This window comes from Streptomyces sp. NPDC005784 (assembly GCF_042871525.1).
Taxonomy (GTDB): Bacteria; Actinomycetota; Actinomycetes; order Streptomycetales; family Streptomycetaceae; genus Streptomyces.
Genome location: NZ_JBIAIQ010000011.1, coordinates 164,439 through 188,116, shown reverse-complemented (window position 1 = coordinate 188,116; position 23,678 = coordinate 164,439). Strand labels below are relative to the sequence as shown.

Below are 23,678 nucleotides of genomic sequence, written 5' to 3'. Positions count from 1 at the left end.
CTGGATGATTACATGCGTGCACATATATTGTTCACGCGTGTAATCGACGTCGTTCGTGGCGCGCATCCCTGGGGGAACCATGACCCGCCAATTCCTGTTCGTGCTCGGCAGCAGCCGCAGTGGTGGCAACACCGAGTCGCTGGCCCGCGAGGCCGCCGAGCAGTTGCCCGCCGATTTCGAGCAGCGCTGGCTGTCCCTGGCCGAGCATCCGCTCCCCGACTTCGTGGACCTGCGGCGGGACAGCGACCATGTGCGCCCTCCTGCCGCGGGGAACCCCGCGATGCTGCTCGACGCCACGCTCGCGGCCACCGACATCGTGATCGCCTCGCCGCTGTACTGGTACTCGGTGTCCGGGCTGACCAAGCGCTACCTGGACTACTGGTCGGGCTGGCTGCGCACGCCCGGTGTCGACTTCAAGGCCGCCCTGGCCGGGCGCACGCTCTGGGGCGTCACCGCGCTCGCGCACAAGGAGCCGGAGGTCGCCGACCCGCTGATCGGCACGCTGAACCACACCGCGGCGTACATGAAGATGCGCTTCGGCGGGGTCCTGCTCGGCAACGGCAGCGGGCGCGGCGACGTGTTGAACGACACCGAGGCACTGGCGCGCGCGAAGACCTTCTTCGCGCAGGAACCGCCCCTCGCCCGCTTCCCGTACGAGGCGTGAGGCGCCCGTCGTACCGGCGGTGATGTCCCCGTCTAAGCCGTGATGTCCTTCGCCGTGAACCGCGCCCACGCCGCCGAGCCGAACACGGCGGCGTACAGCCCCTGGAGGCCGAGGTTGTGGACCAGGTCGTCCCAGTAGACGGGGTCGCGCATGAGGTCGGCGAAGGACAGCCAGTAGTGGGAGAAGAAGTACGGCTGGAACGCGTGCAGCTGGGGGATCTGGTCGAGGATCTGGACGGTGATGACGAGTCCGACCGTCGCCGCCATGGCCGCGATGCCGCTGTTGGTGAGGGTGGAGACGAACAGGCCGAGCGCGGCGACACCGGTCAGTGACGCGGCGACGACGAGGGCGATGAGCAGGGCTCGGCCGAGTCCCTCGGCGAAGCTGATGCGGGTCCCGGAGATGGTGGTCAACTCGCCCAGCGGGAACAGCAGGGCGCCCACCGCGAACGCCGAGACCGCCACCACCAGAGTCGCCACCAGGCAGAACGTCATCGTCGTCGCGTATTTCGTGAGCAGCAGCCGGGTGCGGCCGGCGGGCGCGACGAGGAGATAGCGCAGGGTGCCTGCGTTGGCCTCGCCGGCGATCGCGTCGCCCGCGACGACACCGATCGCCATCGGCAGGAAGAAGGGGAGTGTCACGGCCAGCGCGGTGAACACCAGGAACAGGCCGTTGTTGGTGATCTGCGCGATGAACGCGGGTCCCTCACCGCCGCCACCGCCCGCGGTCGAGCCGCCTCTCGTCTCGACCTTGATGGCGATGCCGATCAGGATCGGCACGGCCGCGAGCACGCCGAGCAGCGCGATCGTCCGCCAGCGCCGGAACGTGGTGACGAGTTCGTTGCGGAAGAGTCCGAGGGTCCACAGCGGGCTCGGCGTCCGTCCGGCCCTCGCCTCCGCCGTCACTCCCGCCCGCGTCGCCGTCCGGCTCGATCCTCGGCCTTCTCCCGACCCCGCTGCCGGTCTCGCGCGCGTCCCTGTCCCTGCCTCTGCCGTTGCCCCCGTCCCTGTCCCTGCCGTTGTCGCTGCCCCTGTCTCTGTCTCCGTCTCCGTGTTCATGTCTGTCTCTGTGTCCGACTTCGGCAGACTCTCAGCCCGCGACATCGAAACCCTCCCCGGTCAGCGCCACGAACGCGTCCTCCAGCGAGGCCCGTTCCACTCCGAAGCCGCGGACCCGGACGCCTGCAGTGACCAACGCGGCGTTCAGTTCGGCGAGTTCGCGGTCGGGGGGCTCCGCGGTCACTCCCGTCTCGGTCACGACGAGATCGGCGACGCCCTGCTCCTTGAGGATCCGCGCCGCGTCCCCCGCGTCAGGGGTGGTCACCACCAGCCGGCCCCGCGCACCTGCCGCCAGGTCGGCCACCGGGCCCTGGGTGATGAGCCGCCCCTGGGCCATCACGGCCGCGTGTGTGCAGACCTGCTCGATCTCGTCGAGGAGGTGCGAGGAGAGGAAGACGGTCGTACCGTCGGAGGCCAACTCCCTCACCAGCGAGCGGATTTCGCGCATGCCCTGGGGATCGAGACCGTTGGTCGGCTCGTCCAGGACGAGCAGCCGGCGGGGCTGGAGCAGCGCGGCCGCGAGTCCGAGCCGCTGCTTCATGCCCAGGGAGTACGCCTTCGCCTTCTTGCCCGCGGCGGCGGTCAGTCCGACCCGGTCCAGGGCGGTCGCGACGCGTGTCCGCCGGGTACGGGGATCGGCGGCCGGGTCGGCGGCGTCGTACCGGACGAGGTTGTCCCGCCCGGAGAGGAAGCCGTACAGGGCAGGGCCCTCGATCAGCGCCCCGACGTGCGGGAGCACGGCCCGCGTGGACCGGGGCATGGGCTGCCCCAGCACCCGTGCGGTGCCCGAGGTCGGCTCGATCAGGCCCATCAGCATGCGGATGGTGGTGGTCTTGCCCGAGCCGTTCGGCCCGAGGAAGCCGAAGACGCTGCCCGCCGGGACGGTCAGGTCCAGGCCGTCGACGGCGAGCTGTCCGCCGCGGTACCGCTTGCTCAGCGCGCGGGTGGCGATCACCGCGTCCTCGGCGGACACGGAACCCACGTCTCCCCCTCCGTACGCGGGCACGGCACCCGTGTCTCCCGTCTCCCGAGCGGGCACGGCGCCGCTGCCTCCCACCCCCCGAGCGGGCACGGCATCGCTGCCTCCCGCTCCCCGCGCGGTCACGGCTCCGGTACCGTCCGGCTCCCGGGCAGGCACCGTGCGGGCGCTCCCCGCCCGGTCGGCGGGGACAGCAGCGCCCGCGGCCTGCGCCGTCGGATCATCGGGCTCGACGGCGGACAGCTCCTCCATGGGCTCCCTCGGTTCGACTCGCCTGGGACCTACTGGGCCGCGTTGGCCGCCTTCACCAGCGCGGCCTTGGTGACGGCACCGGCGTACACCTTGCCGTCGTCGGTGATCAGCGCGTTGACCAGGCGGGTCGAGAAGACCGTGCCCGAGCCGAACTTGCCGGTGACGTGGTCGCCGAGGGAGTTCAGGAACCCGTCGACGTTGCTGTTGCCTGTCTTGCCGGACGCGCCGGACGGCAGGCCCTTGCCACCGGTGTTGAACACGGCGATGGAGTTCCAGCCCTTGCCGATGGTCTGCAGACCGTCGGGGCCCTTGGCCGTTCCCTCGTGGCCCTTCGGCAGCGACTTCTCCATGCGCTTCGGCTCGTCGCCCTTCGCGCCCTTCGACTCGCCGCCCTTCGCGCCGTTCAGTCCGTCGCCCTCGGTGACCTTCGCGCCCTTCGGCGGGGTGAAGGCGAACGTCGAGGCGGCCGGCCGGGAGAAGTCGACCTGGGTGAAGCCCGCGTCCACGACGGCCGCGCCGCCGCTCGCCGGGGTCAGCGTGAACTTCAGCGGCAGCCCCGTCTTCGCGTCCACCGCAATGCTGATCGCGCCGACCGTGGTGCCGGACTGCCTGGGCTTGATGACCAGCTTGTAGGCGTCGCGGCCCGCGACGTGCGCGGTGCCGTCGACGGTCACGGAGGTCGTGTCGTCCACGGACTTGAGCGCCTCGTCGGCGAAGTCCTTGGGAGTGGCCGGGACATCCCGCGGCGCCTTCCCCTTGGTGCCCTCGTCGGCGCGCCCGGACTCGGCGGACGTCGCGTGGTAGACCTCGTTCGACTTGCTGTCGTACCCCCACACGTCCTTGCCGTTGTGGATGAGGCTGTACTCGGCGGCGTTGTCCAGCAGGGAGACCTTGCCCTTGTCCGGGCCGTCGGCAGCGACGCGCAGCGTGTGCGTGCCCGAGGCCAGTTCGAGGATCTTGGACTGCGGGTCGGCGGAGGAGCCGCCGTGGCCCCCGGCCGCGCCGGACATGAGGCCGCTCTCCAGACCACCCAGGTTGGGCAGTCCGAGATCGGTACTGATCTTGACCGTGCCGGACAGCTGCTGCACGTCCGACTTGGCGATCTTCTCGATGAGTTGCTGTGCGGTGACCTTCGGAAGGTTGGGGTCCCCGGAGTCGGCGAGTGCCGGGACGAGCCCGATCGTCGCCGCCGCCACCCCCACCACCGCGACCGGAACGACGTACCGCGCGGCCTTGCGTCGCCCGGCGAGCATGTCGTCGGCCTCTGCGGCCCTCGCGCTGTCGTCGGATTCGTACGGTGCCATGTGTGCCTTACCTCCGTCGTCGGCGGCGGCCCTGCCCTCGTTCCGTGCTCCCACCCCTAAGCCGCCATTCTCACCCGAACCGGTGAGGAGTGGTGTTCTCCATCTGACCAAATACACCGGATGGATGCGTCAACCCCCGGGCTCAACTCCGCGTAGTCCTGCGGTATGACGTGAGAGGGCGGTGCCTCCCCCGACCCGTAGGGGTCGTGCCGGGAAGGCACCGCCCTGGCCGCGCACCCGACCGGATTACTGCCGCACCGGGCGCTCGCCTCAGCGCTGCACGAACACGTAGTCCGCCCGGTAGGGGACGCCCACGATCGCGCCCGGCGAGCAGGACCCGGCCGGGGCCACGCCGCCCACGGTGTTCAGGCGCAGGATCTCCTGCGTGCCGGCGAGGAGGCCGTGATGCCTGCCGGACTGCGTGGCCCTGAGGTCGAGCTCGGGAATGTTCGTCGCGCCGTTCGGGGTCTTCGCGATCAGCGTGCCGGTGACAGCGCTGCGGTCCGGCGCGATCCACTGCGGGGTACCGGAGTTGGGCTTCACGAACGAGTGGGCGATGTGACCGCCGAGCAGGGCCGCGACATCGCGCTGGGCGAAGGCGTAGCCACCGTCGTCGGTCGGCTTGCACTCGTAGATCTGCTCGCCCTTGACCACGGACGCCTGGAAGTTGTGCCGCGCGTTCCGGAAGTCGAACGTGCCGGTGACCTTGTGGAGCTGGCCGCGGACGGCTCCGCCCGGGAACTCGGCGGTGTGCAGATTGGCGTAGAACGAACCGGGGTCGGTCTTCAGCGTGTCGAGCAGGGCCGTGTCCTCGACCTTGACGGTCCCGACGACGCTGTGGCCCTTGATCCCGTCGAGCAGCTTGCTGAAGTCGATCTTGACGCCGCCGTTGGTGCCCCTGGCGCCCTGGTGGATGTGGAGCATGGTGGGCCTGCCGGTACCGCGCCAGGTCACGGCGACGGACACCTTGTTCCCCTTGACCTTGATGAACTCCAGTGCGGCGCCGTCCTTGTCGCCGACGGCGGGGCCGCCCTGGACCGGCACTTCATTGGCGCCGCGCAGGCTCGCGGCGAGGACGGTGCCACCGCTGCCGCCCATGATTCCGTGCTGTGCGACGACGGTCCGGTCGTCGTGCCCCGGGTGGCTCATGCCGCTGCTCCCGCTGTGGCTCGCGCCGGCACTCCTGCCGTGGCCGCCGTGGTCGGCGGCGACCGCCGGGATGACGGCGGCGGCGACACCCGCCGCGGCGGCCACCGCGACACCGGTCAGGATCAGGCTCTTGCGACGCGTCGTGAACGTGGCGTTCGATCCCATGATTCTGTTTTCTCCCCGTAACTCGGCCGACGCCCCCTGCGTCAGCTTCTGTGCAGGAGTACGGACCCGGTCCGATCCTGGACTCATTCCAAGTGTGTGATGCCGGTCACATCGCATCACATCGCCAGAACCCACCAAATCCGGCGGAGATTCGAGTGAAAACCGGTGCGAATCCGTACTTACGGTTGGCAGCGAAAGGGATCACCCAGCAGTCCAGGGAATCGAGGGATCGCCATGCTCGCCATCAAGCACATCACCGGATACGCCGCCACGGGCGCCGCCGTCCTGGCGCTCACGCTCGCCGGATGCGGAGGGGGAGGCGGAGGCAGCAAGAGCAGCTCCACGCCGAGCAGCAGCTCCACACAGAGCAGCGGCTCCGCGGGATCCGCGACGCTGAACACCGCCAATATCGCGAAACTGGGCACGGTCGTGACCGACAGCAAGGGATTCGTCCTGTACCGCTTCGACGCGGACTCGGCGAACCCGACCAGGATCAGCTGTTACAACACCTGCGCCACGGTCTGGCCGGCTGCCACGGCCAAGGGCAGCGTGACCACGAACGGCATCGACAAGAGCCTGGTCTCCACGGCGAAACGTACCGACGGCAGCACTCAGATCACCCTCGCCGGCTGGCCCCTCTACCGCTACTCCAAGGACGCCGAGCCGAAGGAGGCCTACGGCCAGGGAGTGGACGGAACGTGGTTCGCCGTGACGCCCAGCGGAGCGAAGATCACCACACCCGCATCGGCAAGTCCGGCGCCGACGTCGACCTCCACGAACACGGGGGGAGGCGGAGGCTACTGACAGCCGCACCGGCGCACCAACTGGCCGGTCTCAGCCGACCCTGTGCACCACCCGGCCGATTCGGCAGGCCGTCTCGGGCAACCCGACCGCCTCGGGCAACCCATTGCACATCCGACCGCCCCAGCCGACCGCCTCGGGCAACTCATCGCACACCCGACCGCCCAAGTCGGCCCGGTGCACCACCCGGCCGTCTCGGCCGCACCGGTGCTCCACCCGGCCGGTCTCAGCCGGCCCGGTGCACCACGGCGTCCACGAGTTCGACCAGCGAGGCCTTCGCGTCGCACTCGCGCAACGGGGCCAGCGCGGCGCGCGCTTCCTCGGCGTAGCGCACGGTGTCCCGGCGCGCCTGCTCCAGCGCGGGGTGCTCCCGCAGCCGGGCCAGCGCCTCCGCGTGCCGCGCGTCGTCCGTCAGGTCGGAGGCCAGCAGCTCGCACAGCGCGATGTCCTCGGCGAGCCCCAAGCGCTCCGCGCGCTCACGCAGTCGCAGCACCGGCAGCGTGGCGATGCCCTCGCGCAGATCGGTGCCCGGCGTCTTGCCGGACTCGTGCGAGTCGGACGCGATGTCGAGGACGTCGTCCGCGAGCTGGAAGGCGACGCCCAGCCGCTCGCCGTACTGCGTCAGCACGTCCACGACCGTCTCGTCGGCCCCTGACATCATCGCCCCGAACCGGCACGCGACGGCGACCAGCGATCCGGTCTTGCCACCGAGCACATCGAGGTAGTGATCGACCGGATCGCGGCCGTCGCGCGGCCCCGCGGTCTCCAGGATCTGTCCGGTCACGAGCCGCTCGAACGCCTCGGCCTGGATCCGGACGGCCTCGGGTCCGAGGTCGGCCAGGATGTACGAGGCGCGGGCGAAGAGGAAGTCACCGGTGAGGACGGCCACCGAATTGCCCCAGCGGGCGTTGGCGCTGTCCACCCCGCGCCGCACTTCCGCCTCGTCCATCACGTCGTCGTGGTACAGCGTGGCGAGATGGGTCAGCTCGACGACGACGGCCGAGGGCACGACACCCGGCGCGTAGGGGTCACCGAACTGTGCGGCGAGCATCACGAGCAGCGGCCTGAACCGCTTTCCGCCGGCCCGCACGAGGTGCTGGGCGGCTTCCGTGATGAAGGGGACCTCGCTCTTGGTGGCTTCGAGCAAACCCTCCTCGACAGCCGCCAATCCGGCCTGGACATCGGCTTCGAGAGCCTGGTCCCGCACGCTCAGCCCGAACGGCCCGACGACGGTCACGAGAGGTTCTCCTGTCTGCTGACGATCACATGGCGAACTCGGTCGATCATTCGGTCGATGACACGGTTTGTCGATGTGTCGCTGCCATCACTCAAGTCAGCGTATCCGGTCACGTTTCGATCACCACGAGCGCCCACCGTCCCCCGGCCGACTTCGCTCCGCCAGCAGGTATGCGGGAGTACACCCGGAAGGCACACGGGAAGCACCTGCGTGCCCCAACGGCGGGTACCCCGACTTGCGGGCGCCACCCGATCACCGACGGTATGTTCATGATCAGATGATGTGAACCGATATGCGACGGCATGCGGCGAAGCACTCGGAAGGGGTTGCTGTGCCCCATAGCTCCGCCCACCCCCCGTCCGTCCCGGACGTGACGCTCCCCGCCTCCCGGGCGCGCCGCACGACGCACACCGTCCACTGAGGTGACGCTCATGCACATCCGTACGTCCTTCCCCTACGAGACCACTCATGAGGACGTCCTCGTCCCCCTCTCGGACGGCACCCGTCTGTACGCCCGGATCTGGCGTCCGCTGACCGAGGAGCCCGTACCGGCGCTCCTGGAGTACCTCCCGTACCGCCTGACCGACTGGACGGCCCCGCGGGACTGGCAGCGGCATCCTTGGTACGCCGGCCACGGCTACGCCTCCGTCCGCGTGGACGTGCGCGGCCACGGCAACTCGGAGGGCACACCGCGGGACGAGCGCTCCGGGACCGAGCCGGACGACGGCGTGGAGGTGGTCTCCTGGCTGGCCGCCCAGCCCTGGTGCACCGGCCGGGTCGGCATGTTCGGGATCTCCTGGGGCGGCTACACCTCCCTCCAGATCGCGGCCCGCGCGCCCGAGCCGCTCAAGGCGGTCGTCACGGTCTGCGCGACCGACGACCGCTATGACAACGACGTGCACTACGCGGGAGGTTCCGTCCTCGCTGTCGGCATGCACGCCTGGGCGGCCACCACGCTCGCCTTCGCCGCCCGCCCGCCGGACCCGGCGCATGTGGGCGAGGTGATGTGGCGCGACATGTGGGTGAAGCGACTGGAGGCGGTCGACCCCTCTGTACACACCTGGCTGGCACACCAGACCCGGGACGCGTACTGGCGCCACGGCAGCGTCCGCGAGGACTACGGCACCATCAGCGCGGCGGTCCTCGCGGTCGGCGGCTGGCACGACCCGTACCGCGACACGGTGCTGCGCCTGGTGGAGAACCTGCCACCGGATCGCGTACGAGGCCTCATCGGCCCCTGGTCGCACCAGTACCCGGACCGGGTCCTGCCGCCCGGACCGGCGATCGGCTTCCTCCAGGAGACACTGCGCTGGTGGGACCACTGGCTCCGGGACGAGGAGACGGACGCGCTCTCCGTCCCCCTTCTGCGCTCGTACGTGATGGACGCGCACCCTCCGGCGACCGTGTACGGAGAGCTCCCCGGCCGCTGGGTGGGCGACCCGGGCTGGCCCTCGCCCTCGGTGACCCCGGTCGCGTACGCGCTCCAGGGCGCCCCGATCCTGGTGCGCTCCCCGCAGCACACGGGGGTCGACGCGGGCCGCTTCTTCCCCTTCGGCAACGACGCCGACCTGCCGCCGGACCAGCGGGAGGAGGACGCCCGGTCGGCCTGCTTCGAGTTCGAGGTGGCGGAGGAGACCTGGGTGCTGGGCCGCCCACGGGTCAATCTGCGGCTGACGTCCGGGTCGCCCAGGGGCCAGGTGATCGCCCGGCTGTGCGACGTCGCCCCGGACGGAGCGTCCACGCTCGTCACCCGAGGTGCCCTGAACCTGTCAGCGCGCCAAGGCCGCGACCAGGCCGTTCCCTGGAAACCGGGTACTACGGAGCACGTGGTGTTCGACCTGAACGGCATCGGCTACGCGTTCCCGGCGGGCCACCGCATCCGCCTGGGCGTCTCCTCCGCGTACTGGCCGTGGATCTGGCCCCAGCCGGGCTCGGAGGCGGGCTTCACCCTGGACCCGATCGGCAGCACCCTGGAACTCCCCGTACGGACAACGGAGTCGGACCCCTCGATCACCTTCGAGGAACCGGAGGAGTCCGAACCCCTCGGCGTGACCGTCTCCGCGACCCTGGACGAGCCCTGCCCGGAACGCCTGGTCCTGCGTGACGTGGCCGCGGGCACCTGGCGCCTGGAGGTGGACCCGGGCCACGGCGGCACCCGCGTGTACCCCGACGGCCTCGAATGCACGGAGGAGGCGCGGGAGACGTACACGATCGACGAGTCGGACCCGCTGTCCGCCCGCGCCCGCTCGACCTGGTCGATCCGCCTGCACCGCCCGGACCTGCCGTGGGACGCCCGCGTCGAGACGGTCTCCGCCATCACCTGCGACGCGGGGGACTTCATCACGACCGACGAGCTCGTCTGCAGGGACGGCGACGAGGTCGTCTTCCACCGAACCTGGGAGAAGAGAATCCCGCGCACCTCCGGCTGATAGAGCCTGACCGACAAGGCCTGGCCGACACCTGGCCGACACCTGGCCGACAAGGCCTGGCCGACAGGGCTTACAGGGACGGGAGTTCACCCTCGCTCGGCCCCCGCACGGGCTCCCCGCACACGCGCACGCCCGCGCCGGTCCGCGCTGGTCCGGGTGGGCCGCGACACCGCCTGCACGCCGAACACCGGTGCCACGGAACGCACTTCGCCCTGTTCGCCGGGACTCGATCCGCCACCACCGGACTCGGCCCGCGCTCGCCGCAGCCCGCTCCGAATGGCCCGGCTCGGCTCGCGTCCGCTCGGCTCGGCCCGCGTCCGACGGGCTGGGCCCGCGCCCGGTCGGCGCTCCGGCGGCCCCGTACGGGCCGCGCTCCCCCACGTGTCCCGCGCCACAAATCTCGCTGCGCGAGGGGCCGCTCGGCGCCCTTCGGGGGCCGACGTCCCCCTGCCATCGGAAGCGCAATGCCCGAATTGCCTTGCATGCCGCCTTGATGACCCTTGGTCTCGTGAATTGGGTCACCAGCGAGCCGCGGCACCACCTCGCGCCCCCTCCCGACCAACCCCTTTGCCAAAGGCAAGTTGAGGATCCAATTCCGGTGCAATCGGACTTTTTCCCCGTGCCCTAACCAGGTGAAAGCGATCTTCGCAGCCAAATCTGGCCTTGTTCCGGACATGTGCTCTCGCATACGTTCTCGTCGATCCCGGGCGGATCGCCAAATCCTGCCGCCGCCCGGAAACCCACCCACCCACGCACGGCAGGAGCGGGGGAACCACAGGTAAGCCGCCGATCCGGACGCACCGGACCGGCTAGGGGTGAAGCCGCGCCCAAAACGCGGCCGGGCATCTCCCGCCCGAACCCGACAGCTCACCTCGCAGGCGTCGGAGAGGAAATTCGTCATGCCCGTACGAGGCAAGCACCGCCGCACGAAGACCAACGTCATCACCCGGGGCATGATCGCCGCGGGAACGGGCGGCATCGCCCTCGCCCTCCCGCTCGTGAGCGCGACCGGCGCCCACGCCGCGACCCCGGCGCAGGCCCCCCAGCTCACGAAGGCCGCCCACACCGCGGTGATCCCCAACGTGCAGCTCATCACCTACAAGGTGGTCGCGGGCGACACCCTGTCCAAGGTGGCTCAGAAGCACCCCGAGAGCGGTGGCTGGAAGAAGCTGTACGCGGCGAACCGCGCGGTCATCGGCGGCAACCCGGCCCTGATCCGTCCGGGCCTGAAGCTGACCGTGGGCACGAAGAAGCTGAAGTCGACGGTCGTGCGCACGACGGCGAACGCGACCCCGGCCGTCGCCAAGTCCAAGGTGGCCACCGCCACCCAGGCCTCCGTCAAGACCTACGCCAACAACCTCGACGGCTGGATCAAGCAGTCCCTGGACGTCATGGCCAAGGCGGGCATACCGGGCAGCTACGACGGCATCTACCGCAACGTGATGCGCGAGTCCTCCGGCAACCCCAACGCCATCAACAACTGGGACTCCAACGCCGCCGCGGGCATCCCCTCCAAGGGCCTGCTCCAGGTCATCGACCCCACGTTCCAGGCCTTCCACGTCGCCGGAACGTCGATGAACATCTACGACCCGGTCGCGAACATCACCGCCGCCTGCAACTACGCGGCCAAGACCTACGGCTCCATCGACAACGTCAACGGCGCCTACTGATCACACCCTCGGCTTCGACCGCACCCGTCGGCGGCACCTTCTCGGTGCCGCCGACGGGTGCGTTGCCACTGCTAGAAGCCGAAGAGGCGCTCCAGGACCACCGCGATTCCGTCGTCCTCGTTCGACAGGGTGACCTCGTCGGCCACCGCCTTCAGTTCCGGGTGGGCGTTGGCCATCGCCACACCGCGGGCGGCCCAGTCGAACATCGGGATGTCGTTGGGCATGTCGCCGAAGGCGAGCGTCGCGGCCGGGGTGAGACCGAGGTGCGCGGCCGCGAGAGCAAGTCCCGTCGCCTTGGTCACCCCACATGGCTGGAGTTCGACGGTGCCGGGCCCGGACATGGTGACCGTCGCCAGTGAACCGACCACTCCCCGCGCAGCGGACGCCAACTCGTCGTCGGACATGGACGGGTGACGTAGCAACACCTTGCTGATCGGCTCCGTCCAGAGGTCGTCCCGACGTGGCACCCGCACCGCCGGCAGGGTCGGATGCGGCATCACATACCCCGGCTCGATGAGCGTCAGGCCGTCCACGCCGTCCTGGTCGACCGCCGCGTACAGCAGCCCGACCTCCGCCTCGATCTTGCCGAGCGCCGTCTCCGCCAGTTCCCTGTCCAGGGTCACCGACCACAGCATGCGGTCCGCCCCGGCGTCGTACAGCTGCGCCCCCTGCCCGCACACCGCCAGTCCCTCACCGCCGAGTTCATCGAGGAGCGGTCGCACGCGCGGTGCGGGGCGGCCCGTCACCACGAGATGCTGGGCACCCGCCTGGATCACCTTCGCCAACGCGGCCCGGGACCGGTCGGAGAGTGTGTCGTCGCCGCGCAGCAGCGTTCCGTCCAGGTCAGTGGCGATGAGTGAATATGCAGTCGGAGCGGCCATGATCCGAAGAATACGGATCGAACGACTCATCGGCCCGGCGTGAACCGGACGACGTCCGGTATCCCGTCAGCAACGCCGTTCACCGTACGGTGGTAAGCGCGTTGCGACCGCTTCGGATCACGCAAGGTCCGCTTCCGCCCACACCGACTTTCCCACACACGACCGACCACAACACCCCAACACCGCCCCGCGACAGGCCAACTCGGCGACAGGCGGACTCGGCGCGGCGCACACCGCTGCGGAAACCGGCGACGAGGATCGACAAGTCCGGGGAGACACATGCCTGTTGAGCCCGCTGTAAAAGCGCGCCGCTGACCCGCCCCGGGCCCCAAGTCCCCACAGCCGGAGGCAAGTCCCAGCCGCCGATCCGAGGGCATGGCCAAGGGGCCGGCAGCCGTAGGGGCCGACCCCTTGGCTCACAGCCCCTCGACCGCACGCACCCTCGGCCACACACCCCCTGGGGGCCACACGCACCCGGGGCGACGCGCATCCTCGGCCGTACCCCACCTCACCCGTGCGCGGCCACCAGATGCCCGGCCAGCCGCGGGGAGGCGAACTCCGTCCCGCACACGAACCGCATCACGGGCCCGTACGAGGCCGCCGCCGGCAGACCCGTGAAGTACAACCCGGGAACCGAGGACCGGTACCCGGCACCCAGCTTGGGAGTACCGCGGCTCACCGCCAGCTCCGCACGGAGCTCGTGCCCGAGGAAGTCCATCGCGGCGATGTCGACGCGGTAGCCGGTCGCGGCGATCACGTGATCGGCGGAGAGCTCGTCCACCCGGCCGCCATGGGTCTGCACCGTCAATACGGGGCTGCCGTCGGGCGCCCCGGCGCCGACGATCCGCTGGACCTCACGGACCGCGACCTTGCCCTCGAAACGGTCACGGAGCCACCAGGCACCGAGGGGACCGAGCACCCGGCGGACCAGGTAGTGCCGGGCCTGGGCGGGCAGATACCGGTAGGGCTGCGGGTAGTAGCTCAGCGCCCACAGGGACCAGGCGCGCCCGAACGGCGACTCGGGGCGCATTTTGGGCTGCTTCCACGGGGGCGCGCCGAAGTCGACGGCGCCCTTGCCCCGGGACACCACCAGCACCTGCGCGCCGGCCTCCGCCGCGAGCGCCGCCGTCTCCAGAGCGGACTGCCCCGCGCCGACGACTATCAGCTCCTTGCCGGAGAAGCGGCTCAGGTCATGCTGCTGCGAGCTGTGCGACACCGGACCGGTCGGTGTGGGACCGTCGGCCGCCGCGCCCGCGAGCTCGGGAGGCAGATGGGCCAGCCCGGACAGTCCGGTGGCCACCACGACCGCCCGTGCCGTGAACAACTCCCCCGAGTCCAGCTTGAGTTCGAACCCCTCGGACCGGTCCGCCCCCTCCCGGCCGCCCGCCCGGTCGATCGACACGACCCGCACCCGCTCCAGGTCGGGCAGCAGCTTCTGCTGGAACCACTCCCCGTACGCGATGAACGTATCGACCGGGATGATGTCCTCGTCCGTGACCAGGCGCGGTATCCCCGCCGCGGCGCAGTAGTCGCCGAGCGTGTGTCCCTGCTGCGGAGCGTCGATACTGGAGGCGGCCGGAGTCGACTTGAGGAGCATTCCCTCGGGCATGTGGTCGCGCCAGCTGACCATGGGCTCGCCGAAGACACGCACCGGGACACCACGCGCCCGCAGATGGGCGGCGGTGGACAGGCCGAACGGCCCCGCACCGATGACTGCTACCGGATGAATCACGAAGTCCCTCCCCAGGACGTACTACGCCTACTTCGCGGTGGAACTGCTGGTGCTGCCGCGGCGGTTGGTCCGCCACAGTTGATACAGATGCTTCGCGCCCGGCCGCACGAAGCGCGCCAGCATCGTGAAGAACGGCCGCAGGTCGTCACCCGCGAGCCAGGCCAGTTCCGTACCGCTCGCGCGGGCCGGCGCGTGCGGGGTCGTATAGCCGCTGCGCCGGTAGGCGAGCAGGGCCGGCAGGTCGATGTTCTCCACGATGTACCGGTGACCGGCCCGCTGTTCCCCTTCGGGAACGGCGCGCCCGGTCAGGTCCAAGTGCATGGCACGGACGACGTCTATCCCCGACTCGTTCTCGAAGAGCCGGAACTGCGCACCCATGCGCGGGTTGAAGTCGAGAAGCTTGTACTGACCGTCGCGGCGGTCGAACCGCAGGTCGAGGTCGATGATTCCGCTGAAGCCGATCTGTTTGATGAAACGCGCGGCGAGGTCCGCGAGTTCCGGATTGTCCACGACGTACGCGTTCGCCGTCATGCCCGCGTGCGGCGGCCAGGAGCGGACCTTCACACCCGTGAACATCGCGAGCGGCGCCGAGTCCGCATCGAAATAGGCGTGCACGATCCAGTCCTCCGCCTCCTCCCTCGGCAGGTACTCCTGGAGGATCACGCCGGGATGCGCACCCCACTCCCGGGCGAGGGTCAGCAGTCCCTCGCGGGTCGCGATCCTCGTCGTGCCGTTCACCGCGGGCCGGCTGCGGCGTACGAACGCCTCCCGGTTCTTGGCGACGACGGGGAAGCAGGCCTTCTCGGCGAACGCCTCGATGTCGTCGTACGACTGCGGAAAGGCCGCCTCGGGGCTGGGGATGCCGTGCTCCACGCACAGTTCGTGCAGCCCCTGCTTGCTCGCCAGCCGACGCGGCAGCTTGGCATCCACACGCGGGAAGAGAAAGCGGTCGGCCAGTTCCTCCTGGTGCTCGGCGATCAGTACGGCGGCCTCTTCGTCCGTCGGGACGAGGACGGTGGGGCGGTCTATGCGGCGGCCGATGCGCAGCAGCCCCTCGACGAGCCGCTCCGGTTCCTCCGTCCCCGTGGTCGGCCAGACGAAAGCGCGCCGCAGATAACGCGAACTCGCGGCCGGTGTGTAACGGTCCTCGGTGATCGCATACATCGGAATGCCGAGTCGGCCCAGACTCCGTATGGCGCCCACACCGCCGTGGTGCAGCGGGTAGTCGCCGAATTTCACGATGAGGCCCGGAACTTCCCGGTCGACGTCGACCGGCACACTCCTGGAGCTCCTGGCCATGGGTCCCCCCACATGTCCCCCCTACGGACCGGACCCACCCCGTCCGTGTCCCCCAAAGGACGCTAAGCCGGAATTGCCGCGTCCGACAAGACCAATTCGGACATTGCAAACTCTTTAGGCACTGCCACAGCATGGTCACTCCCCCGTAACGTGTGCCCCGACCACATGAAACGCGTGGAACGCATGGATCACATGGCGAGTACGAGTACGAATCCGAAAGCGAGGCAGCAACCGATGCCCCCCTTCGATGTCCCCGAGGGCGATCCCTTCGGCCCGCACAACCTGCCGTACGGCGTGTTCTCCCTGGCCGGCCCGGCCGCCACTCCCGAGCGACGCGTCGGCGTACGGCTCGGCGACCACGTACTCGACGCCGGGGCCGCGGCCCGGTCGCTCGGCTCCCCGTACGCCGGGCTGCTCGCTCAGCCGACCCTCGACCCGCTGCTCGCCGCGGGCCGCACCGCCTGGTCGGACGTCCGGCGCGCGCTGACGGCCTGGGTGACCGTCCCGGCCCACCGGGAGACCCTCGCTCCCCATTTCCACCCGCTCTCCGACGTGACGCTGCACCTCCCGTTCACCGTCGCGGACTACGTGGACTTCTACGCCTCCGAGAACCACGCCCGGAACGTCGGCCAGATCTTCCGCCCCGACGCCGCCGACTCCCTCACGCCCAACTGGAAGCACCTGCCGATCGGCTATCACGGCCGCTCCGGCACGGTCGTGGTCTCCGGCACGGATGTCGTACGCCCGTCGGGCCAGCGCAAGGCCCCCGCGGACGCCGCCCCCGTCTTCGGCCCCTCGATCCGCCTGGACATCGAGGCGGAGGTCGGCTTCGTGGTCGGCGCCCCCTCGGAACAGAGCCGGCCGGTACGGCTGGGCGACTACCGCGACCACGTCTTCGGCCTCTGCCTCCTCAACGACTGGTCGGCGCGGGACGTCCAGGCCTGGGAGTACGTCCCCCTCGGCCCCTTCCTCGGCAAATCATTCGCCACCTCCGTGTCGGCGTGGATCACCCCGCTCGACGCCCTGGACGAGGCCCGCGTCGCGCCTCCCGCCCGCACGCACCCCCTCCTCCCCTATCTCGACGACGCCTCCGAGGACCCGGGCGGCTACGACCTCCGGATCTCCGTCGCCATCAACGGCCACGTCGTCTCCGAACCGCCCTTCTCCACCATGTACTGGACGGCTGCCCAACAACTGGCCCACATGACGGTCAACGGCGCCTCCCTGCGCACCGGTGACCTCTACGGCTCCGGAACCGTCAGCGGCCCCTCCGAGGGCGAGCGCGGCTCCCTGCTCGAACTCACCTGGAACGGGCGCGACGCCCTCGAGCTCCCCGACGGCAAGCGCACGTTCCTGGAGGACGGCGACGAGGTCACCCTGACGGCCTGGGCCCCCGGGCCGGGCGGAACCCGGGTGGGCCTCGGCGAGGTCCGGGGCCGCATCACGCGGGCCGTCCCCCAGTAGGGGTCCCCCGGGGGAACGAGGTCCGTGTCACGGTGGCCAGGATCCTGGCCACCGTGCCCCCGGTGAAGCAGGCCGGGAAGACCCCGGCGGATCGGCCGCCCGGCGCCCTCGCCCGAACCGATCGGCACCCGCCGACCCGCCCGACTCCCGCCCGGTATCAATCGACCGCCCGCCGCCAAAGCGCCGCCCGCCGACCCGCCCGAACGGATCGGCGGCCGGTTTCCCGCCCTATGCCGATCGGCCTGCCCGCCGTCCCGCCCGGTGCCGCTACATCCAGTCCTCGGGCTCCGGCTCCTGGTCCAGCTCGGGCCAGTCCGGGTCCGGTCCCACAGCGGCCGCCGGAATCGACGCGGCCGCGGGTCTGCCGACGGCCGGCTGCGCCGCGGGTGTACTCGCGGGCGGCTGCGCCGCGGGTGTGGCGCCGCCCAGTGAGGCGAGTACCCCGATGACGCCCTCCCCGTACGTCGCCAGCTTCTTCTCGCCCACCCCGCTGATGCCACCCAGGTCCTTCACGGAGGTGGGCCACACCGTGGCGATCTCCCGCAGCGTGGCGTCGTGGAAGATGACGTACGCCGGGACGCCCTGCTCACGCGCCTGCTCGCCGCGCCAGGCACGCAGCGCCTCGAACGCGGGGACCAACTCGGCGGGCAGCTCGGCAGCCGCGGCCTTGGCCTTGCGCTCACCCTTCGGTGCCGACGACCGGGACGCGGCCGGCTTCGGCGCCTCCTTGCGCATCGGCACATCGCGCTCGCGTCGCAGCACGGTCCCGCTGTCGTCGGTCAGCACCAGCGTGCCGTACTCGCCCTCGACCGCGATCAGCCCCTGGGCCAGCATCTGCCGTACGACACCACGCCATTCGGCCTCCGCCAGCTCCTCGCCGATACCGAAGACGGACAACTGGTCATGGTCGAACTGGATCACCTTGGCGGTCTTGCGCCCGAGCAGGATGTCGACGATCTGGCCCGCGCCGAACTTCTGGCCCCGCTCGCGCTGGAGGCGCACCACTGTGGACAGCAGCTTCTGTGCCGCGACCGTGCCGTCCCAGGTCTCCGGGGGCGTCAGACAGGTGTCGCAGTTGCCGCAGGCCGGGGTGTTCGGATCCTGGCCGAAGTAGGCGAGAAGCTGGGAGCGTCGGCACTGGGCCGTCTCGCACAGGGCGAGCATCGAGTCCAGGTGGGCGGCGGCCCGGCGCCTGAACGCCTCGTCGCCCTCCGAGCCCTGGATCATCTTGCGCTGCTGGACCACGTCCTGAAGGCCGTACGCCATCCAGGCCGTGGACGGGAGTCCGTCACGGCCGGCGCGGCCCGTCTCCTGGTAGTAGCCCTCGACCGACTTCGGCAGGTCGAGGTGGGCGACGAACCGCACGTCCGGCTTGTCGATGCCCATGCCGAAGGCGATCGTGGCGACCACCACCAGGCCCTCCTCCCGCAGGAAGCGGGACTGGTGCGCTGCACGGGTACCCGAGTCCAGGCCCGCGTGGTACGGCACCGCCTCGATGCCGTTCCGGGAGAGGAACTCGGCCGTCTTCTCCACGGAGTTGCGCGAGAGGCAGTACACGATGCCCGCGTCGCCCACGTGCTCCTCGCGCAGGAAGGACAGCAACTGCTTCTTCGGGTCGGCCTTGGGCACGATCCGGTACTGGATGTTGGGGCGGTCGAAGCTCGCCTCGAAGTGGCGGGCCGTGGGCATGCCCAGGCGCTGGGTGATCTCCTTGTGCGTCGCACGCGTGGCCGTGGCCGTCAGCGCGATGCGCGGGACGTCCGGCCAGCGCTCGCCGAGCAGCGAGAGCGCCAGATAGTCGGGACGGAAGTCGTGGCCCCACTGAGCCACGCAGTGCGCCTCGTCGATCGCGAAGACGGAGATCTTCGCGCGGGACAGCAGGTCCAGCGTGTTGTCCAGCCGAAGCCGCTCCGGGGCCAGATACAGCAGATCGAGCTCTCCGGCCAGGAACTCCGCCTCGGTCACGCGCCGCTCGTCGAAGTCCTGCGTGGAGTTCATGAACCCGGCGCGCACGCCCAGCGCCCGCAGCGCGTCGACCTGGTCCTGCATCAGCGCGATGAGGGGGGACACCACAATGCCCGTACCCGGTCTGACCAGGGAAGGAATCTGGTAGCACAGGGACTTTCCGCCACCGGTCGGCATCAGGACGACGGCGTCACCGCCCGCCACCACATGCTCGATGATCGCTTCCTGCTCGCCGCGGAAGGCGTCGTACCCGAAGACCCGGTGGAGGGTGGCCAGTGCCTCACTCTCGCCCAGCGTCTCCGTCGCGTCCGCTTCGGTCATCACACCCGTCCCGCCCATCGTTCTGTCCCCCGTACGTCGCGCCTCGACCACTGCGTCCACGATAGGGGTCCGCACCGACAGTCCGAGAGTTGTCCACAGGCTGCGAGGGACCGGCTTCTCTACGTACCGGCGCGCGGCGCCCGCCTCACTCCCCTGCACGGCGCGCCCCGCCCTGGTTCAACCCGTTGGCCCCGCTTGCATGGCGGCGCTTCGTGGCCGAGGCCCATGCTGCTCGGGCGGGAGGAGGGGGCCCGCAGCCGACGGACCCGTGCAGTCCGTACGCCTCTCTCGCGTCTCTAGGAGTCTTCGCATGTCCCAGCGCATGTCTCAGCGTCCCCTCAGGAACGTCATCACCCTCGTGACAGCCGCCGCCGCGTCACTCGCCCTGTCCGCCGTTCCGGCCCCGGCCTCGGACGGCCCGGCCGACGCCAAGGAAATCCGTGACCTGACCACGGCGTACATGGCCAGCGTCAAGTACCTCGACGAGAAGGTCGCCCTCGCCGACGGATACGTCCCGCATCAGTGCTCCACGGATCCCGCGGGGCACGGCAGCATGGGCTACCACTACTTCAACGAGTCCCGCTACGGCTCGCTCGACCCGGCGAAGCCCGCGGCCCTCCTCTTCGAGGACGGGAAGGACGGCAAGCGCAGGCTCGCCGGGGTGGAGTGGATCGTGCTGGACTCGGATCAGATCATGAAGACCACCAAGGACCGGCCCTCGATGTTCGGCGGCCAGAAGTTCGACGGCCCGATGCCGGGTCACTACCCCGGTATGCCGATCCACTACGACATGCACGTCTGGCTCTGGAAGCACAACCCCAACGGGCTGTTCAACCGCTGGAACCCCAGGGTGAAGTGCCCGGCCGCCCCGGCCCAGTCCCACTCGTCGGGCACAACCCACTCCGGATCGTCGGGCAAGGCCCCCTCCGGCACCTCAAGCAAGTCCCCGTCCGGCACGTCGGGCAAGGCCCCCTCCGGATCGTCGGCCACCGCCCACTCCGCCCACTGAGAACGGCTCGGGCCCCGCTCCCCTGGAATTCGTCTGGGGGGAGCGGGGCCCGAACCGCGCAAGGTGGCGCTCAGCGCACGAAGACCCCGGCCTGGCTCGCCAGGTTCAGGAAGTACTGCGGTGCCACACCCAGTACCAGCGTGACCGCCACGCCCACCGCGATGGCGGTCGTGGTGAGCGGCGACGGCACTGCGACCGTCGGCCCCTCGGGTTTCGGCTCGCTGAAGAACATCAGCACGATCACGCGGATGTAGAAGAACGCCGCGATCGCCGACGAGATCACACCGACCACGACCAGTGCGCCCGCGCCGCCCTCGGCCGCCGCTTTGAACACGGCGAACTTTCCGGCGAATCCCGAGGTGAGCGGGATACCCGCGAAGGCCAGCAGGAAGACCGCGAACACCGCGGCCACCAACGGTGACCTGCGTCCGAGACCGGCCCACTTGGACAGGTGCGTGGCCTCGCCGCCCGCGTCCCGCACCAGGGTGACGACGGCGAAGGCGCCGATCGTGACGAAGGAGTACGCGGCAAGGTAGAAGAGGACCGACGAGACGCCGTCGGGCGAGGTCGCGATGACACCCGCGAGGATGAATCCGGCGTGCGCGATCGACGAGTACGCCAGGAGCCGCTTGATGTCGGTCTGGGTGATCGCGACGATCGCGCCGCCCAGCATGGTGACGATCGCCACGGCCCACATGACCGGCCGCCAGTCCCAGCGCAGGCCCGGCAGGACGACGTACAGCAGGCGCAGCAGCGCGCCGAAGGCGGCCACCTTCGTCGCCGCCGCCATGAAGCCGGTGACCGGGGTCGGCGCGCCCTGGTAGACGTCCGGTGTCCACATGTGGAAGGGCACCGCGCCGACCTTGAAGAGCAGGCCCATGACGATCAGGGCCATACCGATGAGCAGCAGTACGTCATTGCCCATCGTGCCGGCGAGCGCTGGGTCGACGTTCGTGATCGTGCCGTCGACGACATGCGCGATCGTCGCGTACGACACCGAGCCCGCGTAGCCGTACAGCAGGGCGATGCCGAAGAGCGTGAACGCGGAGGCGAAGGCACCGAGCAGGAAGTACTTGACCGCCGCCTCCTGCGACATGAGCCGCTTGCGGCGGGCCACGGCGCACAGGAGGTACAGCGGGAGGGAGAAGACTTCCAACGCGATGAACAGTGTCAGCAGGTCGTTGGCCGACGGGAAGACCAGCATGCCGCTGATCGCGAAGAGCAGCAGCGGGAACACCTCGGTGGTGGTGAACCCGGCCTTCACGGCAGCCTTCTCGCTGTCGCTGCCCGGCACCGAGGCGGCCTGCGCGGCGAAGGAGTCGACCCGGTTCCCGTGCGCCTCGGGGTCGAGGCGTCGCTCGGCGAAGGTGAAGACGCCGAGGATTCCGGCGAGCAGGATCGTGCCCTGGAGGAACAGGGCCGGTCCGTCGACCGCGATCGCGCCCATGGCCGCGATATGCGCCTTTGTGGTGCCGTATCCGCCCGCCGCGAGCGCGATGACCGCGGCGAACGCCGCGGCCAGTGCGACGACGGCGACGAACACCTGTGCGTAGTAACGCGACTTGCGCGGCACGAAGGCCTCGACCAGAACTCCGATGACCGCCGCACCGATGACGATCAAGGTGGGCGACAATTGCCCATATTCGATCTTCGGTGCGTCGATCTTGGAGATCGGCTCGGCCGCGGTTGCCGCCGTTGTCCACAGGCTGTGGACGGCTGATGCGCTCACTTGGCCGCCTCCACCGCGGGCTGGGGGTCCGTCTTGTGTACATCTGACATGGTCTGGTTGACCGCCGGGTTGACGATGTCGGTGAGCGGCTTCGGGTAGACGCCCAGGAAGATCAGCAGAGCGATCAGCGGGGCGACCACCAGGAGCTCGCGCACCCTGAGGTCCGGCATCTCGGCCACCTCGGCCTTGACCGGGCCCGTCATCGTCCGCTGATAGAGGACGAGGGTGTAGAGCGCGGCGAGGACGATGCCGAAGGTGGCGACGATGCCGACGGCCGGGTAGCGCTCGAACGCGCCCACCAGGACCAGGAATTCACTCACGAAGGGCGCCAGCCCGGGGAGCGACAGCGTCGCGAGGCCGCCGATCAGGAAGGTGCCCGCGAGCACCGGGGCGACTTTCTGCACCCCTCCGTAGTCGGCGATCAGACGCGAGCCGCGCCGCGAGATCAGGAAGCCGGCCACCAGCATCAGGGCGGCGGTCGAGATCCCGTGGTTGACCATGTAGAGCGTGGCGCCCGACTGGCCCTGACTGGTCATCGCGAAGATGCCCAGGATGATGAACCCGAAGTGCGAGATCGACGCGTAGGCGACCAGTCGCTTGATGTCCCGCTGTCCGACCGCGAGCAGCGCCCCGTAGATGATGCTGATCAGTGCCAGGACGAGGATCACGGGCGTCGCCCACTTGCTCGCCTCCGGGAAGAGCTGGAGGCAGAAGCGGAGCATCGCGAAGGTGCCGACCTTGTCGACGACCGCCGTGATCAGCACGGCGACCGGCGCGGTGGCCTCACCCATGGCGTTGGGCAGCCAGGTGTGCAGCGGCCACAAGGGCGCCTTCACCGCGAAGGCGAAGAAGAAGCCGAGGAAGAGCCACCGCTCGGTGCTGGTCGCCATGTGCAGCGACCCGTTGGCCCGGGCCTGGACGATCTCCTGGAGCGAGAAACTTCCGGCCACTACGTAGAGACCGATCACGGCGGCCAGCATGATCAGGCCGCCGACCAGGTTGTAGAGGAGGAACTTCACGGCGGCGTACGTGCGTTGGGTCGCCGCCGCCTCGTCCCCGTGCTCGTGGGCCCGGTCCCCGAAGCCGCCGATCAGGAAGTACATCGGGATCAGCATGGCTTCGAAGAAGACGTAGAAGAGGAAGACGTCGGTGGCCTCGAAGGAGATGATCACCATCGCCTCGACGGCCAGGATCAGGGCGAAGAAACCCTGGGTCGGACGCCAGCGCCTGCTTCCCGTCTCGTGCGGGTCGGCGTCGTGCCAGCCCGCCAGGATCACGAACGGCATCAGCAGCGCGGTGAGCGCGACGAGCGCCACCCCGATCCCGTCCACGCCCAGCTGGTAACTCACCCCGAAGTCCGGGATCCAGGCGTGGGATTCGGTGAGCTGGTAACGGTCGCCACCGGGGTCGAAACGCACCAGGGTGACCCCGGCGAGCACCAGGGTGCCGAGGGAGACGAGCAGTGCCAGCCACTTGGCGGCGACGCGCCGCGCGGCCGGCACGGCGGCCGTGGCGATCGCCCCGAGGGCCGGGAGCGCCGCCGTCGCTGTCAGCAGAGGAAAGGACATCG

General features: G+C 70.0%; 17 protein-coding genes and 1 riboswitch. Of the genes, 6 read left to right on the top strand and 11 right to left on the bottom strand.

Going from position 1 to position 23,678, the window contains the following annotated elements:
• Nucleotides 1–79: 79 nt before the first annotated feature.
• On the top strand, nucleotides 80–664 hold the full coding sequence (locus tag ACFYR3_RS20200; RefSeq protein WP_355840723.1) for an NAD(P)H-dependent oxidoreductase: 585 nt from the start codon (nucleotides 80–82) through the stop codon (nucleotides 662–664).
• 32 nt (nucleotides 665–696) lie between these two features.
• On the opposite strand, the gene ACFYR3_RS20195 is transcribed toward ACFYR3_RS20200, so the two are convergent.
• The 4 genes from ACFYR3_RS20195 to ACFYR3_RS20180 form a co-directional block, all read right to left on the bottom strand.
• Nucleotides 697–1,767, bottom strand: coding sequence for an ABC transporter permease (locus ACFYR3_RS20195; RefSeq protein WP_389284112.1), 1,071 nt, complete (start codon nucleotides 1,765–1,767; stop codon nucleotides 697–699).
• Nucleotides 1,754–2,953, bottom strand: a complete 1,200-nt coding sequence (locus ACFYR3_RS20190; RefSeq protein ID WP_355840725.1) for an ABC transporter ATP-binding protein — start codon at nucleotides 2,951–2,953, stop codon at nucleotides 1,754–1,756. Before ACFYR3_RS20190 ends, ACFYR3_RS20195 begins: the two co-directional genes overlap by 14 nt.
• Before the next feature lie 29 nt (nucleotides 2,954–2,982).
• Entirely contained in the window at nucleotides 2,983–4,257 is a 1,275-nt protein-coding gene (locus ACFYR3_RS20185; protein ID WP_356782143.1) for a DUF2092 domain-containing protein, read from the bottom strand.
• A gap of 270 nt (nucleotides 4,258–4,527) precedes the next feature.
• Nucleotides 4,528–5,571 carry a CHRD domain-containing protein gene (locus ACFYR3_RS20180; protein WP_389284110.1) on the bottom strand — a complete coding sequence of 348 codons (1,044 nt, stop codon included), beginning with the start codon at nucleotides 5,569–5,571 and terminating at the stop codon, nucleotides 4,528–4,530.
• A gap of 234 nt (nucleotides 5,572–5,805) precedes the next feature.
• Between ACFYR3_RS20180 and ACFYR3_RS20175 the strand changes: the two genes are divergently transcribed.
• Entirely contained in the window at nucleotides 5,806–6,375 is a 570-nt protein-coding gene (locus ACFYR3_RS20175; protein ID WP_389284108.1) for a hypothetical protein, read from the top strand.
• 223 nt (nucleotides 6,376–6,598) lie between these two features.
• Here the strand turns inward: ACFYR3_RS20175 and ACFYR3_RS20170 are convergent, their stop codons facing one another.
• Nucleotides 6,599–7,609, bottom strand: coding sequence for a polyprenyl synthetase family protein (locus ACFYR3_RS20170; protein ID WP_355840729.1), 1,011 nt, complete (start codon nucleotides 7,607–7,609; stop codon nucleotides 6,599–6,601).
• Nucleotides 7,610–8,040: 431 nt separating this feature from the next.
• Here ACFYR3_RS20170 and ACFYR3_RS20165 point away from each other — a divergent pair, with 431 nt between their 5' ends.
• Nucleotides 8,041–10,038 carry a CocE/NonD family hydrolase gene (locus ACFYR3_RS20165; RefSeq protein ID WP_389284106.1) on the top strand — a complete coding sequence of 666 codons (1,998 nt, stop codon included), beginning with the start codon at nucleotides 8,041–8,043 and terminating at the stop codon, nucleotides 10,036–10,038.
• A gap of 735 nt (nucleotides 10,039–10,773) precedes the next feature.
• A riboswitch (cyclic di-AMP (ydaO/yuaA leader) is annotated at nucleotides 10,774–10,934 on the top strand.
• 3 nt (nucleotides 10,935–10,937) lie between these two features.
• Nucleotides 10,938–11,708: a LysM peptidoglycan-binding domain-containing protein gene (locus ACFYR3_RS20160; protein WP_355840731.1), complete on the top strand. Its 771-nt coding sequence runs from the start codon at nucleotides 10,938–10,940 to the stop codon at nucleotides 11,706–11,708.
• A gap of 71 nt (nucleotides 11,709–11,779) precedes the next feature.
• On the opposite strand, the gene ACFYR3_RS20155 is transcribed toward ACFYR3_RS20160, so the two are convergent.
• The 3 genes from ACFYR3_RS20155 to ACFYR3_RS20145 all read right to left on the bottom strand — a co-directional run bounded on the left by ACFYR3_RS20155 (nucleotide 11,780) and on the right by ACFYR3_RS20145 (nucleotide 15,620).
• Nucleotides 11,780–12,589, bottom strand: a complete 810-nt coding sequence (locus ACFYR3_RS20155; protein WP_355840732.1) for an HAD family hydrolase — start codon at nucleotides 12,587–12,589, stop codon at nucleotides 11,780–11,782.
• Between the two features lie 508 nt (nucleotides 12,590–13,097).
• A complete protein-coding gene (locus ACFYR3_RS20150; protein ID WP_389284103.1) occupies nucleotides 13,098–14,321 on the bottom strand; it encodes an FAD-dependent oxidoreductase in 1,224 nt (407 codons plus the stop codon).
• Nucleotides 14,322–14,348: 27 nt separating this feature from the next.
• Nucleotides 14,349–15,620 carry an ATP-grasp domain-containing protein gene (locus ACFYR3_RS20145; protein WP_355840734.1) on the bottom strand — a complete coding sequence of 424 codons (1,272 nt, stop codon included), beginning with the start codon at nucleotides 15,618–15,620 and terminating at the stop codon, nucleotides 14,349–14,351.
• A gap of 234 nt (nucleotides 15,621–15,854) precedes the next feature.
• On the opposite strand from ACFYR3_RS20145, the gene fahA reads away from it, so the two are divergent.
• Nucleotides 15,855–17,084, top strand: a complete 1,230-nt coding sequence (fahA, locus tag ACFYR3_RS20140; RefSeq protein ID WP_355840735.1) for a fumarylacetoacetase — start codon at nucleotides 15,855–15,857, stop codon at nucleotides 17,082–17,084.
• Between the two features lie 267 nt (nucleotides 17,085–17,351).
• On the opposite strand, the gene recQ is transcribed toward fahA, so the two are convergent.
• On the bottom strand, nucleotides 17,352–19,388 hold the full coding sequence (gene recQ / locus ACFYR3_RS20135) for a DNA helicase RecQ (RefSeq protein ID WP_389284194.1): 2,037 nt from the start codon (nucleotides 19,386–19,388) through the stop codon (nucleotides 17,352–17,354).
• A 292-nt stretch (nucleotides 19,389–19,680) separates the two neighbouring features.
• On the opposite strand from recQ, the gene ACFYR3_RS20130 reads away from it, so the two are divergent.
• Nucleotides 19,681–20,379, top strand: a complete 699-nt coding sequence (locus ACFYR3_RS20130) for a hypothetical protein (RefSeq protein WP_389284101.1) — start codon at nucleotides 19,681–19,683, stop codon at nucleotides 20,377–20,379.
• A 70-nt stretch (nucleotides 20,380–20,449) separates the two neighbouring features.
• Here the strand turns inward: ACFYR3_RS20130 and nuoN are convergent, their stop codons facing one another.
• Together nuoN and ACFYR3_RS20120 are read right to left on the bottom strand one after the other, a co-directional pair.
• Nucleotides 20,450–22,108: an NADH-quinone oxidoreductase subunit NuoN gene (gene nuoN, locus ACFYR3_RS20125; RefSeq protein ID WP_355840737.1), complete on the bottom strand. Its 1,659-nt coding sequence runs from the start codon at nucleotides 22,106–22,108 to the stop codon at nucleotides 20,450–20,452.
• On the bottom strand, nucleotides 22,105–23,676 hold the full coding sequence (locus ACFYR3_RS20120; RefSeq protein ID WP_355840738.1) for an NADH-quinone oxidoreductase subunit M: 1,572 nt from the start codon (nucleotides 23,674–23,676) through the stop codon (nucleotides 22,105–22,107). Before ACFYR3_RS20120 ends, nuoN begins: the two co-directional genes overlap by 4 nt.
• Nucleotides 23,677–23,678: the final 2 nt, after the last annotated feature.